This window comes from Flavobacterium commune (genome assembly GCF_001857965.1).
Classification (GTDB): domain Bacteria; phylum Bacteroidota; class Bacteroidia; order Flavobacteriales; family Flavobacteriaceae; genus Flavobacterium; species Flavobacterium commune.
The window spans coordinates 1,588,727-1,602,856 of record NZ_CP017774.1; the positions used below are offsets into that span (position 1 = coordinate 1,588,727).

14 protein-coding genes are annotated in these 14,130 nt (G+C 34.7%); 7 read left to right on the forward strand and 7 right to left on the reverse strand.

Annotated features, from left to right (window positions below):
* The first annotated feature begins 170 nt into the window (after positions 1–170).
* From BIW12_RS06665 to BIW12_RS06695, 7 genes are all read left to right on the forward strand, one after another.
* Positions 171–1,472, forward strand: coding sequence for a PSP1 domain-containing protein (locus BIW12_RS06665; RefSeq protein ID WP_071184389.1), 1,302 nt, complete (start codon positions 171–173; stop codon positions 1,470–1,472).
* The gene (locus tag BIW12_RS06670) at positions 1,456–1,935 is read left to right on the forward strand and encodes a gliding motility lipoprotein GldH (RefSeq protein ID WP_071184390.1); all 480 of its coding nucleotides are present in this window, start codon (positions 1,456–1,458) and stop codon (positions 1,933–1,935) included. The genes BIW12_RS06665 and BIW12_RS06670 overlap by 17 nt, the downstream gene beginning before the upstream one ends.
* A 6-nt stretch (positions 1,936–1,941) precedes the next feature.
* Complete coding sequence (locus BIW12_RS06675) at positions 1,942–4,248, forward strand: penicillin-binding protein 1A (RefSeq protein WP_071184391.1); 2,307 nt, start codon at positions 1,942–1,944, stop codon at positions 4,246–4,248.
* Positions 4,249–4,274: 26 nt separating this feature from the next.
* On the forward strand, positions 4,275–4,709 hold the full coding sequence (locus tag BIW12_RS06680) for a GNAT family N-acetyltransferase (protein ID WP_071184392.1): 435 nt from the start codon (positions 4,275–4,277) through the stop codon (positions 4,707–4,709).
* Between the two features lie 78 nt (positions 4,710–4,787).
* Positions 4,788–5,489 (forward strand): CoA transferase subunit A, encoded by a 702-nt coding sequence (locus BIW12_RS06685; protein ID WP_071184393.1) that lies wholly within the window; start codon positions 4,788–4,790, stop codon positions 5,487–5,489.
* A gap of 21 nt (positions 5,490–5,510) precedes the next feature.
* Complete coding sequence (locus BIW12_RS06690; protein WP_071184394.1) at positions 5,511–6,014, forward strand: hypothetical protein; 504 nt, start codon at positions 5,511–5,513, stop codon at positions 6,012–6,014.
* A gap of 124 nt (positions 6,015–6,138) precedes the next feature.
* Positions 6,139–6,795 (forward strand): CoA transferase subunit B, encoded by a 657-nt coding sequence (locus BIW12_RS06695; RefSeq protein ID WP_071184395.1) that lies wholly within the window; start codon positions 6,139–6,141, stop codon positions 6,793–6,795.
* 118 nt (positions 6,796–6,913) lie between these two features.
* Here BIW12_RS06695 and BIW12_RS06700 read toward each other — a convergent pair whose 3' ends face one another.
* The 7 genes from BIW12_RS06700 to BIW12_RS06725 form a co-directional block, all read right to left on the reverse strand.
* Positions 6,914–8,515, reverse strand: a complete 1,602-nt coding sequence (locus BIW12_RS06700) for a fumarate hydratase (RefSeq protein ID WP_071184396.1) — start codon at positions 8,513–8,515, stop codon at positions 6,914–6,916.
* Positions 8,516–8,773: 258 nt separating this feature from the next.
* Positions 8,774–9,607 carry an FKBP-type peptidyl-prolyl cis-trans isomerase gene (locus BIW12_RS16675; protein WP_071184397.1) on the reverse strand — a complete coding sequence of 278 codons (834 nt, stop codon included), beginning with the start codon at positions 9,605–9,607 and terminating at the stop codon, positions 8,774–8,776.
* Positions 9,608–9,752: 145 nt separating this feature from the next.
* Positions 9,753–9,923: a hypothetical protein gene (locus BIW12_RS16310; protein WP_157499497.1), complete on the reverse strand. Its 171-nt coding sequence runs from the start codon at positions 9,921–9,923 to the stop codon at positions 9,753–9,755.
* Between the two features lie 11 nt (positions 9,924–9,934).
* The gene (locus BIW12_RS06710; RefSeq protein WP_071184398.1) at positions 9,935–11,374 is read right to left on the reverse strand and encodes a nucleoside recognition domain-containing protein; all 1,440 of its coding nucleotides are present in this window, start codon (positions 11,372–11,374) and stop codon (positions 9,935–9,937) included.
* Between the two features lie 77 nt (positions 11,375–11,451).
* Entirely contained in the window at positions 11,452–12,225 is a 774-nt protein-coding gene (locus tag BIW12_RS06715) for an HNH endonuclease (RefSeq protein WP_071184399.1), read from the reverse strand.
* A 10-nt stretch (positions 12,226–12,235) separates the two neighbouring features.
* Positions 12,236–12,949, reverse strand: a complete 714-nt coding sequence (locus BIW12_RS06720; RefSeq protein ID WP_071184400.1) for a 3'-5' exonuclease — start codon at positions 12,947–12,949, stop codon at positions 12,236–12,238.
* 23 nt (positions 12,950–12,972) lie between these two features.
* Positions 12,973–14,127 carry a serine hydrolase domain-containing protein gene (locus BIW12_RS06725; RefSeq protein WP_071184401.1) on the reverse strand — a complete coding sequence of 385 codons (1,155 nt, stop codon included), beginning with the start codon at positions 14,125–14,127 and terminating at the stop codon, positions 12,973–12,975.
* Positions 14,128–14,130 lie beyond the last annotated feature (3 nt).

Here is a 14,130-nt window from a genome sequence, read left to right on the forward strand (position 1 = left end):
AATTATTTTAAAGCCTGTTTCAACTCATTTTGAAACAGGCTTTTTTTATAAAAATTTTAATGTTTTGAGAAATTCTTAATTTTGCATCTTAAGATTAAAAAATACTATCTTTACGGATTAAACGTTTTAAGAACTTAAGTTGTGCCAGTCACAACACTACATATAAAATTATGGCATGTGCAAGTTGTTCAACCTCTGATGGTGGCGCACCAAAAGGTTGCAAAAATAATGGGACTTGTGGCACCGATAGCTGCAACAAATTAACGGTCTTTGACTGGCTTTCGAATATGAGTTTACCGGGTGGTGAAGCTCCTTTTGATTGTGTTGAAGTTCGTTTTAAGAACGGAAGAAAAGAATTTTATCGCAATACCGAGAAATTAACTTTAAGCATGGGAGACATTGTGGCAACTGTCGCTTCTCCTGGGCATGATATTGGAATTGTTACTTTGACGGGAGAATTGGTAAGAATCCAAATGAAGAAAAAAGGAGTAGATCCTAATAGCAATGAAGTACCAAAAGTGTACCGAAAAGCATCTCAAAAAGACATCGATATTTGGTCGGCGGCTCGCAGTAAAGAAGAGCCAATGAAAGTTCGCGCCCGCGAATTGGCTATTGCTCAAAAACTGGAAATGAAAATTTCGGATATCGAATTTCAGGGAGATGGTTCTAAGGCAACATTTTATTACACGGCTAATGACAGAGTCGATTTCAGACAATTAATTAAAGATTTTGCCAAAGAATTCAATACCAGAATCGAGATGAAGCAAGTTGGTTTCCGTCAGGAAGCGGCTCGTTTGGGGGGAATAGGTTCTTGTGGCAGAGAACTGTGTTGTTCTACCTGGCTGACTGATTTTAGAAGTGTCAATACTTCGGCAGCACGTTACCAGCAATTGTCTTTAAATCCGCAAAAATTAGCGGGACAATGTGGTAAATTAAAGTGCTGTTTGAATTATGAATTAGACACTTACATGGATGCTTTAAAAGGATTTCCTGATTTTGACACCAAATTGATTACCGAAAAAGGTGATGCTGTTTGTCAAAAACAAGATATTTTTAAAGGATTGATGTGGTTTGCTTACACGAACAATTTTGCCAATTGGCATGTTTTAAAAATTGATAAGGTTAAGGAAATTGTTGCTGAAAATAAGCTAAAAAATAAAGTTTCGTCCTTAGAAGATTTTGCAATTGAAGTTGTTCAGGAAGTTGAAAAAGACTTTAATAATGCCATGGGACAAGAAAGTTTAACTCGTTTTGATCAACCAAAAAAGAGCAAAAGACACAATAAAAAACCCAAAAAGACAGTTGAAAATAATGCCGGAGCACCAAATGCCAAAAAACAGCAAAACAAACCGGCAAATAATAACAACAATAATACGGCTGCAGCTCCATCTGCGCCCAAACAACCGTCAGAAAAGAAACCTAAAGGACCTAGAAAACCTATAATTATTAAAAAAAATGAGGCTAAAAAATAGCGTTGTATTACTTTTAGTTAGCATACTTTTTTTCTCCTGTGATAAAAAAAGAGTTTTTGATGAATATAAATCCGTTGGTAGTGCCTGGCATAAAGATAGCGTCGTTTCCTTTAATTTGCCTGAATTGGATTCTACAAAAAGATATGATCTTTTTATAAACATCAGAGATAATAATAATTATCCTTTTAGTAATCTATTTTTGATTGTAACACTTGAAAAACCAAATGGTTACACTAAAGTGGATACCTTAGAATACCAAATGGCTGCGGCTGATGGCACATTGTTAGGGAATGGGTTTACCGATATAAAAGAGAGCAAATTGTATTTTAAAGAGAATGTAAGGTTCAGAGGAAAATACAAACTCAATATAAAGCAAGCTGTTAGAGAAGGTGGTAAGGTTCCGGGAGTTACAGAATTAGAAGGCATTACCGAAGTAGGTTTAAGAATTGAAAAAAAAGAATAAATAGTTATGGCAACTAATAAAAAAACAAATACTACAGAACACGATTTTAAGTACTACACCAAAAAATTCTGGAAGTTTTTCTTTTATGGAATGGCAGGAATTATGTTGTTTTTCCTTTTTGCATCCTGGGGACTTTTTGGTTCCATGCCTTCATTTGAAGACTTAGAAAACCCGGATTCTAATTTGGCTACCGAAATTATTTCTGCTGATGGAGTAGTTATTGGAAAGTATTTTCAAACGAACCGTTCGCAATTAAAATATTCTGATTTGCCTAAAAATCTAGTAGATGCACTTGTTGCAACTGAGGATGAGCGTTTCTACGAACATTCAGGTATTGACGGAAGAGGAACTTTAAGAGCTATTGTAAGTTTAGGAACAAATGGTGGTGCGAGTACCTTAACACAGCAATTGGCTAAACAATTGTTTCATGGTGAAGGATCTAAATTCCTGCCTTTTCGTATTGTTCAAAAAGCGAAGGAATGGATTATTGCTATTCGATTAGAAAGACAATATACTAAGAATGAGATTCTGGCGATGTATTGCAATGTATATGATTTTGGAAACTCAGCTGTAGGAGTAAGTTCGGCAGCTCAGACTTATTTTTCAAAAACTCCAAAAGAATTAACGGTGGACGAGTCGGCAATTTTGGTGGGTATGTTTAAAAATTCAAGTCTTTATAATCCAATTCGAAATCCTGAGGGTGTAAAAAACCGTAGAAATGTGGTTTTGGGACAAATGGAAAAGTCGGATATGATTACTGAAGCCCAAAAAGAAAAATTAAAAAAACTACCTCTAAACTTACGTTTTAAATTAGAGAGTCATCGAGAAGGAACCGCTACTTATTTCAGAGAATACTTACGTGACTACATGAAAAAATGGGCAGAAACCAATAAAAAACCGGATGGTTCAGATTATGATATCTATAAAGATGGATTAAAAATTTACACTACTATCGATTCCAGAATGCAATTGCATGCTGAAAAGGCGGTTACTGAGCACATGGCAAATCTTCAGGAACAGTTTTTTATTGAGGCAAAAACCAATAAAAATGCGCCATTTGTTGGTATTTCTGAGAAAGAAACCAATCGAATTTTAAAATTGGCTATGAAAGCTTCTAACCGTTGGACTGTTATGGAATCAATGGAAAAATCAGAAGATGAAATTATTGAATCTTTCAATAAGAAAACAAAAATGACTGTTTTTACCTGGAAAGGAGAGCGAGATACGGTTATGACGCCTTTGGATTCTATTCGTTATTACAAACATTTCCTGCAATCCGGATTGATGGCTATGGAGCCTCAAACAGGAAACATCAAAGCTTGGGTAGGAGGAATCAATTATAAGTATTTTCAATACGATCACGTAGCTCAGGGAGCCAGACAAGTGGGTTCTACTTTCAAACCTTTTGTGTATGCAACAGCCATAGAGCAGTTGAACATGTCTCCTTGCGATTCTATTATCGATGCACCATTCACTATTCCTGTTGGTCGTCATCACGTTACAGAAACCTGGACTCCAAGAAACTCAAACAATACTTATCTTGGAATGGTCACTTTGAAGAAAGCATTGGCCAATTCGATTAATACCGTTTCGGCTAAATTAATTGACAAAACCGGCCCGGAAGCAGTAATTAAACTAACGCATAAATTAGGGGTTAAAACTGAAATCCCTGCTCAGCCTTCGATCGCACTTGGAGCTGTAGATATTACTGTTGAAGAAATGGTAGCTGCTTACAGTACTTTTGCTAATCAGGGAGTGTATAACAAACCGCAGTTTTTAACTCGAATTGAAGATAAAAGTGGTGTTGTTATTTATGAGCCAATACCGGAATCGCATGATGTTTTGAACAAAGATATTGCCTTTGCTGTTGTGAAATTACTGGAAGGTGTTACCGAAGGTGGTTCGGGATCCAGATTAAGAACTGAATACGGAGGTAGCGGAGACAACCGTTGGACAGGTTATCCGTATGTATTTAAAAACCCGATTGCCGGTAAAACAGGAACAACACAAAACCAATCTGATGGATGGTTCATGGGAATGGTTCCAAATTTGGTGACAGGAGTTTGGGTAGGTTGCGAAGACCGTTCAGCTCGTTTTAAAAGTCTTACTTATGGTCAGGGAGCTACAGCAGCACTACCGGTTTGGGGATATTTTATGAAATTATGTTATGAGGATCCAAATCTAAAAGTCTCAAAAGAACCATTTGAAAGACCGGCTAATCTTTCTATAAAAGTAGATTGTTATCAACCGCGTCCAAAAGTAGAAAAGGATACCACTGCAGTTATTCAGGATACAGACGAGTTTGAATTCTAAAAACGTTTTATTTTAATTTGTTCATTATGACTGAAATTAAAATTGCAATTACCGATAATGAAATAGCTTCCTGTTGGGAAGCTATTTCTGTATTACGACCAATGTTAGAAAGAGAACATTTTGTTTCTCTAATAAAGGATTTACAAAAAGAAGGCTATCAGCTGCTTTATATTCAGGAAGAGGGTATAACGGTTGCAATTGCTGGTTATCGCATTTATACGATGCTCTATTGCGGTAAAATGCTTTATCTGGATGATCTTTCTACTCTGGAAAATTTTAGGGGGAAAGGTTATGCTTCGCAACTTCTAAACTACCTAAAAGAAATTGCTTTGGAACAGCAATGTGTTTCCATTCAATTGGATTCCGGTCCGGCTAGAACCACTGCTCATAAACTCTATTTCAAAGAAGATTTTACAATCAGTGCTTATCATTTTCATAAAAATATAGAGCTAAAACTTTAATTAGGGGCGAATAGTAATATTGTTTTTTCTTTTGGAAATAAAGACTTATTTTTAAGAATCAAAAGAAATCAATTCGTTATGATCTGTAAAAAAGTAAATTCTGTTCAGGAAGCCCTGCGTGATGTTCAAGACAATGCGACTATTATGTTGGGAGGTTTTGGACTTTGTGGTATTCCAGAAAATTCTATTGCCGAATTAGTCCAAAAAGAAATTAAAAATCTCACCTGTATTTCTAATAATGCCGGAGTGGATAATTTTGGTTTGGGGATGCTTTTGCAAAAAAGACAAATCAAAAAAATGATTTCATCTTATGTTGGTGAAAATGCCGAATTTGAACGTCAGATGCTTTCAGGTGAACTCGAAGTAGAACTTATTCCACAAGGAACATTAGCTGAACGCTGTCGTGCGGCTCAGGCCGGAATTCCTGCTTTTTTTACTCCGGCAGGCTTTGGAACTGAAGTTGCAATTGGTAAAGAAACCCGGGAATTTAACGGAAAAATGCACGTGATGGAATTGGCTTTCAATGCTGATTTTTCCATTGTAAAAGCCTGGAAAGGAGACACGGCAGGAAACCTAATTTTTAAAGGAACTGCCCGAAATTTCAATCCTGCCATGGCCGGTGCTGCCAAAATCACTATTGCCGAAGTAGAAGAACTAGTTGAAGCAGGAACTTTAGATCCTAATCAAATTCATATTCCCGGAATATTTGTGCAACGGATTTTTCAAGGTGAGAAATATGAAAAACGGATTGAGAAAAGAACGGTTCGAGAAAGAAAATAGTTAGCAAACATTATATCACAAATGAAAGAATACAAGAAAATATTTTTAATCCTAACATTTGGTTTTATTAGTTGCAAAAATAATGAAGCTTCTAAAAATGTTAAAACAGTTGAAGCTAAAACTCAAGAGAATAAAAACATTGAAAAAAACATTCCTTCTAAGTTTTCTCAAAAAGATTATTCATTAGTTTTTCAATATTCACAAGATGAAGAGAATCAATTACTCGGAATAAATATCGTTGATAAAAAAACTATTAAATTCTATCTTTTCACAGAAACACTTCCTTGTGATACAGAATATTGGGGAATTGCAAAAAATAAAAATTGGAATGGAGATGGTGAAATTGATGAAGATGAAGATGGCGGATATTTTGTAGATGAGTATTTTAAAGAAGAAAAAAAATATCTTGTTGGAATTAGATTGGCTACCGATTTGAGTAAAGTAAAAATCAAATATATCCAAAAAGACAGTTTAGATAGGGACTGTCTTCCAATCACAGAAATAATAATGAAACGAATAAAATAACGTTTGCTAACAGTTAGAGTTTTGGAAGGATAATAGAAAAAGGGTATAGATTATGCTTTTTTAATCAAAACTTAAATAGTTTTTTTATGACTTATATGGTTCAAAAAAATAAAAGTTCGAAATCATGTTAACAAAAGAAGATATCGCAAAACGAATTGCTCAAGAACTTCAAGACGGCTTTTACGTTAATTTAGGGATAGGAATTCCTACTTTGGTGGCCAATTATATACCTGAAGGAATAAACGTCGAATTTCAAAGCGAAAATGGCGTTTTAGGCATGGGTCCGTTTCCTTTCGAGGGTGAAGAAGACGCTGATTTAATTAATGCAGGAAAACAAACCATAACAACGCTTCCCGGAGCTGTCTTTTTTGATTCGGCATTAAGTTTTGGAATGATTCGCGGAAAACATGTCGATTTAACTATTCTTGGTGCCATGGAAGTAGCCGAAAACGGCGATATAGCCAACTGGAAAATTCCCGGTAAAATGGTTAAAGGAATGGGGGGTGCGATGGATTTAGTGGCTTCTGCTGAAAATATCATTGTGGCCATGATGCACGTCAACAAAGAAGGGGAATCTAAAATTCTAAAAAAATGCAGTTTGCCGTTAACAGGTGTGGGCTGCGTTAAAAAAATCGTGACTGAATTAGCAGTTATGGAAATTACTCCAAGGGGGATTAAATTACTCGAAAGAGCTCCCGGAGTAACAGTAGAGCATATCATCGCTTCGACCGAAGCAGAATTGATTATAGAAGGCGATATTCCTGAAATGGTGATTGAATAAAAATACAAACCGCAAATTCACAAATTTAAAAGCTCAAAAACTTTCAAATAATTTGCGAATTTGCGGTTAAAAAATATAAATTTAGAATCTCAGTGCCTTAGTAGTTTAGTGCCTCAGATTATAAATTCTCAAAGAAATCATTTCCTTTATCATCAGTGATAATAAAAGCAGGGAAATCTTTAATAGTGATTTTACGAACGGCTTCCATGCCTAATTCTTCAAAGTCAACTACTTCAACCGAAAGAATGTTTTCTTTAGCTAAAATAGCTGCCGGACCTCCGATAGAACCCAAATAGAATCCACCGTAAGTTTTACAGGCATTCATCACATCTTTAGTTCTGTTTCCTTTGGCAAGCATTACCATACTTCCGCCATTTTTTTGGAATTCTTCTACATAAACGTCCATACGTCCTGCAGTTGTTGGTCCAAAACTTCCTGATGGCATTCCGTCCGGTGTTTTAGCAGGACCTGCATAGTAAATTGGATGGTTTTTAAAGTATTCCGGCATTGGTTTTCCAGCATCCAATAATTCTTTGATTTTAGCGTGAGCAATATCACGGGCTACAATCAAAGTTCCGTTTAGTTTCAAACGTGTTTTAATTGGATATTGTGATAATTTTTTAAGAATATCAGCCATCGGTTGGTTCAAATCAACTTCAACAGCTTCTTCTAAATGTGGTGGTGTTTCAGGCAATAAACGTTTCGGGTTTACTTCTAATTGCTCTACGAAGATTCCGTCTTTGGTAATTTTTCCTTTGATATTTCTATCGGCAGAACAGGAAACTCCCAATCCAACCGGACAAGAAGCTGCGTGACGTGGCAAACGGATTACACGTACATCATGCGTGAAATATTTTCCTCCAAATTGAGCTCCAATAGCACTTTCTTGACAGATTTTTTGAACACGTTTTTCCCATTCCAAATCACGGAAAGCCTGACCAGCCATGTTTCCTGTAGTAGGTAAATTGTCGTAGTACCCTGCAGAAGCTTTTTTAACTGCTGCTAAAGTTGCTTCGGCAGAAGTTCCTCCAATTACCAAAGCCAAGTGATAAGGCGGACAAGCAGAAGTTCCTAAATCCATGATTTTAGCGCGAATGAAAGCATCCAGTGATTTTTCATTCAACAAGGATTTCGTTTGTTGGTATAAATACGTTTTATTGGCAGAACCTCCACCTTTTGCTAAAAATAAAAACTCATACGAACTTCCTTTTTTGGCATAAATATCAACTTGCGCCGGAAGATTAGAACCAGAGTTCTTCTCTTCAAACATACTGATTGGCACAATTTGCGAATAACGTAAGTTGCGTTCCTGATAGGTGTTAAAAATCCCTTTAGAAAGCCATTCGGCATCATCGACACCAGTATATACGTTTTCCCCTTTTTTAGCCATTACAATTGCTGTTCCCGTATCCTGACATGAAGGCAATTCGCCATCAATAGCCACAACAGCGTTTTGCAATAAATTATAAGCCACGAATCGGTCGTTGTCTGTTGCTTCAGGATCATCAAGAATAGCTCTTAATTTTTCCAAATGCGAAGTACGTAACATAAAAGAAACATCTTTCATTGCTTCCTGCGAAAGCAATTCCAAACCTTTTGGGTCAACGGTTAAGATTTCTCTATCGCCGAGTTTCTCTACTTTTACGTAATCAGAAGTGATTTTGCGGTATTGGGTATCGTCTTTTAAAATTGGATAAGGATCCTGATATATAAAGTCCATTGGTATTTTATTTTTTTGACAAATATAAAAAATATTTGCCGCAGCAAAGGAAATTGCTGAATGGGATTAGTACTGAAAAACACTTTTTTTGTTACAAATCAACCATCAAATAACATCTGATTTGCTGAATTATAGCTCAAAAAAAGTGTTTTTTTGTAATGGAAATAATGTTTTTAGCCTAACAAACTAGTAACTAAAAATAAAATCACCAATGCTATAGCGATGTATTTAGTATATTTTGACATTTTTTATTTGTTTTTAATTAACCGAAATTAGCTTAACATCAAAAATTAATACCGAACCGCCTGGAATAGAATTGTAATTGTAACTGCCATAGCCCAAAGTAGCAGGAATCAAAAGTTTTCCGCTTCCTCCTTCTTTAAAATACGGAATTCCTTCCGTCCAGCCTTTAATTACTTGTTGCAAATTCAATGAAATTCCAGTTGTGCTGCCTGGGTCAAAAACAGTTTTATTTGTAAAATAACCTTTGTAGGCCACAGTAACATTTGAGGTTGATGTAGGTTGTTTTCCAGTTCCCGCTTCGTCAATAACATAATACAAACCAGATTCTGTTTTTGTAGCATTTAATTGATTATCACTAATGTATTTTACAATTTGAGCATCATTAGTAGCACTAAATTCAACCGCCAATAATTTAATTTCAAAAATTAAAACAGACCCCCCAGGAACTTTTTGATAATCCTTACTTCCATAAGCTAAATGTGCTGGAATTAACAGAATACCACTTCCGCCTTCTTTAAAGAAAGGAATGCCTTCAATCCACCCTTTAATTACTTGTTGTAAATTAAAAGTAACTCCAGTTGTACTGCCTTGGTCAAAAACAGTTTTATCTGTATAATACCCTTTGTAGGATACAGTAATTACTGAAGTTGCAGTAGGTCTTTTTCCAGTTCCTTCTTCATTGATTACGTAATACAAACCAGAACTTGTTCTTTGTGCATCCAAATCATTTTCTGCGATATAAGCTTGAATTTCAGCCTCATTTTGCGCACTATAATCTATCAACTTTTCGGAATCATTACTGCATGACATAAAAAATACAGCGATAATAGCAAGAAATGAATATTTCATGTTAAGTAAATGTGTTTTGATAAAATTTAAGATAATAAACTAGTAAGTAAAAATAAAATCATCAATCCTATAGCGATGTATTTAGTATATTTTGACATTTTTTTAATTGGTTTAATGGTTAATAAATGATAATTTTTTGTTCAGATCAAAAGAATGAAAAATAGATTAATAATCCTAGAATTATTGTTAGTGTCTTTCCAATAATTTCATTGTCTGTTTTAGATACATCATTCATAGATTTTTCACCTCCAAAGTAAATCCACATAATGATATTTCCAATCCATAAAAAGATTAATTTACCAAAGAGTCTATTCATTTTTTAAAGATTTAAAAAAACCAGCTTGCCACGAAAATAGCAGTAATTACACAGATCACATCAACTATAAGCATAGTTCCTAAAGCATATCGGGTGTTTTTGATGTTAACCGAACCAAAGTAAACCGCAATTACATAAAAAGTACTTTCGGCACTGCATTGAAAAATAGAACTCAATCTTCCCGTCATAGAATCGGCGCCAAAAGTATTCATCGAATCAATCAAAAACCCTCTTGATCCAGCAGAACTGAACGGTCTTAGTAAGGCAACCGGCAAAGCATCAACAATTTCTTTACTGACTCCCATATTTGAGAAAACAAATCCAAGTCCGTTGCTGATAATTTCAAATAAACCACTGTTTCTAAACAATGAAATAGCTACTAACATACCCAAAACATAAGGAAAAATGGTAACCCCGGTTTTCACACCATTATTGGCTCCCGATACAAAAGCTTCGTAAACAGTAGTATTAGCCTCAGTGAATTTCTTCTCCTTAAGAAAAGAAAATATCAAAGTAGCAACAATAATTCCTATCAATATTATGGCTGAAAGATTAGTAGTGAAATAGTTTTTACCAATTAAATCCAAATGGTTTACATACATTAACAAACCTACAATAGCCGCAATTAACATCATTAATCCGATGAGTAAAGAAGCGCTTTTGAAATTAATTTTTTGTTTAACTCCTACAATTAGAAAAGCAGCGATGGTACCTATAAATGAGGTGATGATACAAGGCAGCATTACATCAGCAGGATTAGCAGCATTTGCAGCCGCGCGATAACCAATTATTGAAGTTGCGATTAACGTTAGTCCTGAGGCGTGCAGACACATGAACATAATTTGTGCATCGCTGGCCTTGTCTTTTTCGGGATTAATGGTTTGCAAACTTTCCATGGCTTTCAGTCCAAATGGAGTTGCGGCCGAATCCAATCCAAGGAAATTGGCAGCAAAATTCAAGGTCATATAAGAAATCGAGGGATGATTTTTTGGAATACTTGGGAACACTTTTACAAATACCGGACTTAATACTCGTGCTAGTTTTTCAGACACTCCCGAAATGATTAAAAGTTCCATTAATCCACAGAAAAATGCCAAATAAGCCATCAATGGCAGAATCAAATCCAGTAAGGTACTTTTACAAGTTGGTAATAAACCATCCGATTTTTGAACACCACTGTAGATTTTTACCGTTTTATTTTTATAGACATAAGTCGTGTCAATATTTAGCGTATCTCTATTAATCGTAAAGGTTTTTTCTTCCGATTTATTGATACTGTCTTTTATAAAAGCAGGAATTTGATCGATATATTTTTCAGAAATTAAAATAGGATCGTCTTTCTTTCCGTTTAAAACATGGTCTATTGTGTAATTGCTACCAGAAAACAAACTGAAAAGAACAAATGTAATTGACGAAATGAAAATTACTAACCAAAATCTACTTAATACCATAATTTATAATTTTTGTAAAAATATATATTTAACCGCAAAGTTCACAAAGGCTTTTCGCAAAGGGATAATTAATTTTTTTATTGTTTTATCATTTTTTTTAGTTCAAAAACTGACGGCTCTTTACCATTAAATTTTCTGTGTAACATAGAATGACAGTTAGGACAAACAGGTATTAAATCATTTTTGTAGTCAACTTTGTATTCTATTCCAATTTGAGAAATTGGAATTACGTGGTGTACATGTATAAAATCTTTGCCAATTTCACCGTAAGTTTCTAAAAAATTTATATCACAAACAAAACAATTTAAACCATGAAAATCAATACATTTTTTTCTGGCAATTGAACTTCTTTCATATTTATTTACAGTAATTTGTTTTTTTAAACCTTCATATTCTATATGTTCTTCATTTAATAAATCAGGGAAGTATTCAATTTGTTCATTGTCAGTGAAGTTTTTATTTATGTAAATTGATAATTCCGGTTTTATTTTAACAGGTCCTTGAGGGGCAGCTTTTAATCCATTTAATTTTAAATTTTCTAATTTTAATTTCTCATTAGATATTTGATCCATTAATCTTAATCGCATAAAGGTACCATTAATTGATTTTTGGTATTCTTCAAAATTTTTCCAATAATTTTTATCATCTCTGATATTGTGCTTGGATAAATTTATTTTTTCAATTATACATTTATATTGGATTGCTGAAGTAGGTCTCGTAGAATAGATATATATAATATCACCTATTTCGAATTTTGTTAATCCTTGTCTCCAATCAATGTAGCCAAAATGTTCAAAAGATGAGGTATGATCATACATTTCAGCATTAGCAGAAATAATCCATTCTTTCATTTAAATATTTTTAAACATGAATAATCTCGTCTTCAATCAATAAATCCTCTCTTCGCAAGCGGAGGAAAATTTGAGCTACGGCAATGGTGTCTTTTTCGCAATAGGTTACAATTCGGTCAATGTCTTTATCCACATAAAAAACATGACCTACCTGACTGCCGTCGATATCGCCTTTAGGAGAAGGGATTCCGAGAACTTTGCACATTAGTTTTAAAGAAGTGAAATGCTTGTAATCGCCAAATTTCCATAACTCTAAAGTATCTAAATGCGGAATTTCCCAAGGTTTTTTGCCAAATAAATTCAGCTTGTCGGGAATTGGAATTTGATTGATAATCATGCGGCGGGCCAGAAATGGAATGTCAAATTCTTTAGCATTATGTCCGCATAAAAGATGTTGTGGGCCATTGAAATGATTATTCAGTAAATTATTAAAATCCTTTAAAAGCTTGGCTTCTTCTCCAAAAAATGAAGTCACTCTAAAGTTGCGGATATCGCCTTTAATGACAAAAAAACCAACAGAAATACATATAATTTTACCAAATTCAGCCCAAATTCCGGCACGATCATAAAATTCCTCTGCCGAGAAATCGTCTTTGCGTTGGTATTGGGTTTTCTGTTCGTACAAGGCTTGCATCTCCGGATCCAAAGAGTTGAAATCTTCCGTTTCAGGAACCGTTTCTATATCCAGAAATAAGATGTTGTTGAGGTTTATTTTTTCAATCATCAGTTTCGTTTTTTATTCTAAAATTAATTTTTTCCAAGCATTTTATAGCTTTCGTCCAAATACACAAACAAATCTTCACTATGCGGATTAGTATTGGTGTTTTTATGTTCTTTATTTCCTAATCGCACAATGATTAGCTGGTCTTCGGGGATTACAATCACATATTGGCCTAAATGACCGCGCATATAAAAAAGTTGTTTGTTTTTATATTGGCTTAGCCACCAACCATAGCCATATTGAGGAGATTCTTTAAAACGTGGTCTTACTGATTTGGCCACAAAAGCGCTGTCTAGAATGGTTTTGTTATTCCATTTTCCATGTTGAAGATAGAGTTTCCCAAAACGGGCAAAATCTCTGGCGTTACTGGCAATGCAACAGAAGGCTTTTACCATTCCGTCTTTTTTGTCTGTTTGCCAAAAAGCATCACTTTCAGTACCTAAAGGCTTCCAGAATGATTCTGAAACATAATCGGCTAAATTTTTTCCGACCGCTTTTTCGATACACATTGCTAAAAGTTGCGTGTTTCCGCTTAAATATTTATAGGCTTTTCCAGGTTCTTGAATACTTTTCAAACCCAATATGACTGGAGTTAAATTTTCATCAAAATAAGCCTGAGTAGTAATTGAAAATGGGTCGTAATAGGATTCATCCCAATCTAATCCTGAGGACATGGAAGCTAGGTCGCCCACAGTCATTTGTGCCGATTTTCCTTTTTTGAATTCAGGAAAAAAGTCGCCTACTTTTTGGTCTAAATTTTTGATTTTTCCTTCCATGATAGCCTTTCCTAAGGAAGCCGTTACGATACTTTTGGCCATCGAAAAAGAATTCGACTTAGAATCTTTGCTGTAATTATCATAATAGTTTTCGTTCCAGATGCTATCGTTTTTGATGATTAAAAAAGCCACAGTTCCCATTTCTTTGTGTAGCTGTTCTAATCTGTCCGTAGGTTTTACCAGGTTGTAATCTTTGGCTAAATTCCAAGGTTGCGGTTGATTACTTTTTTGGATAATTCGATTGTCAAAATATTTATAATCATCTAAAAAAGCGGTTGTATGTCCGTTAAAATAAGTAATTCTAACAGCTCTTAACAAATAGTCTTTCTTGAAAATATAGAGCGAAAGGATTAGAACACCTATAAAAATGACCAATCCGACTAGTGTTTTTTTGAGTTTTTTCATGGG

Bases quoted from the DNA above. Each gene is read 5' to 3' on its own strand.
- BIW12_RS06665 (WP_071184389.1), top strand. From the start codon at position 171: ATGGCATGTGCAAGTTGTTCAACCTCTGATGGTGGCGCACCAAAAGGT.
- BIW12_RS06670 (WP_071184390.1), top strand. From the start codon at position 1,456: ATGAGGCTAAAAAATAGCGTTGTATTACTTTTAGTTAGCATACTTTTT.
- BIW12_RS06675 (WP_071184391.1), top strand. From the start codon at position 1,942: ATGGCAACTAATAAAAAAACAAATACTACAGAACACGATTTTAAGTAC.
- BIW12_RS06680 (WP_071184392.1), top strand. From the start codon at position 4,275: ATGACTGAAATTAAAATTGCAATTACCGATAATGAAATAGCTTCCTGT.
- BIW12_RS06685 (WP_071184393.1), top strand. From the start codon at position 4,788: ATGATCTGTAAAAAAGTAAATTCTGTTCAGGAAGCCCTGCGTGATGTT.
- BIW12_RS06690 (WP_071184394.1), top strand. From the start codon at position 5,511: ATGAAAGAATACAAGAAAATATTTTTAATCCTAACATTTGGTTTTATT.
- BIW12_RS06695 (WP_071184395.1), top strand. From the start codon at position 6,139: ATGTTAACAAAAGAAGATATCGCAAAACGAATTGCTCAAGAACTTCAA.
- BIW12_RS06700 (WP_071184396.1), bottom strand. From the start codon at position 8,515: ATGGACTTTATATATCAGGATCCTTATCCAATTTTAAAAGACGATACC.
- BIW12_RS16675 (WP_071184397.1), bottom strand. From the start codon at position 9,607: ATGAAATATTCATTTCTTGCTATTATCGCTGTATTTTTTATGTCATGC.
- BIW12_RS16310 (WP_157499497.1), bottom strand. From the start codon at position 9,923: ATGAATAGACTCTTTGGTAAATTAATCTTTTTATGGATTGGAAATATC.
- BIW12_RS06710 (WP_071184398.1), bottom strand. From the start codon at position 11,374: ATGGTATTAAGTAGATTTTGGTTAGTAATTTTCATTTCGTCAATTACA.
- BIW12_RS06715 (WP_071184399.1), bottom strand. From the start codon at position 12,225: ATGAAAGAATGGATTATTTCTGCTAATGCTGAAATGTATGATCATACC.
- BIW12_RS06720 (WP_071184400.1), bottom strand. From the start codon at position 12,949: ATGATTGAAAAAATAAACCTCAACAACATCTTATTTCTGGATATAGAA.
- BIW12_RS06725 (WP_071184401.1), bottom strand. From the start codon at position 14,127: ATGAAAAAACTCAAAAAAACACTAGTCGGATTGGTCATTTTTATAGGT.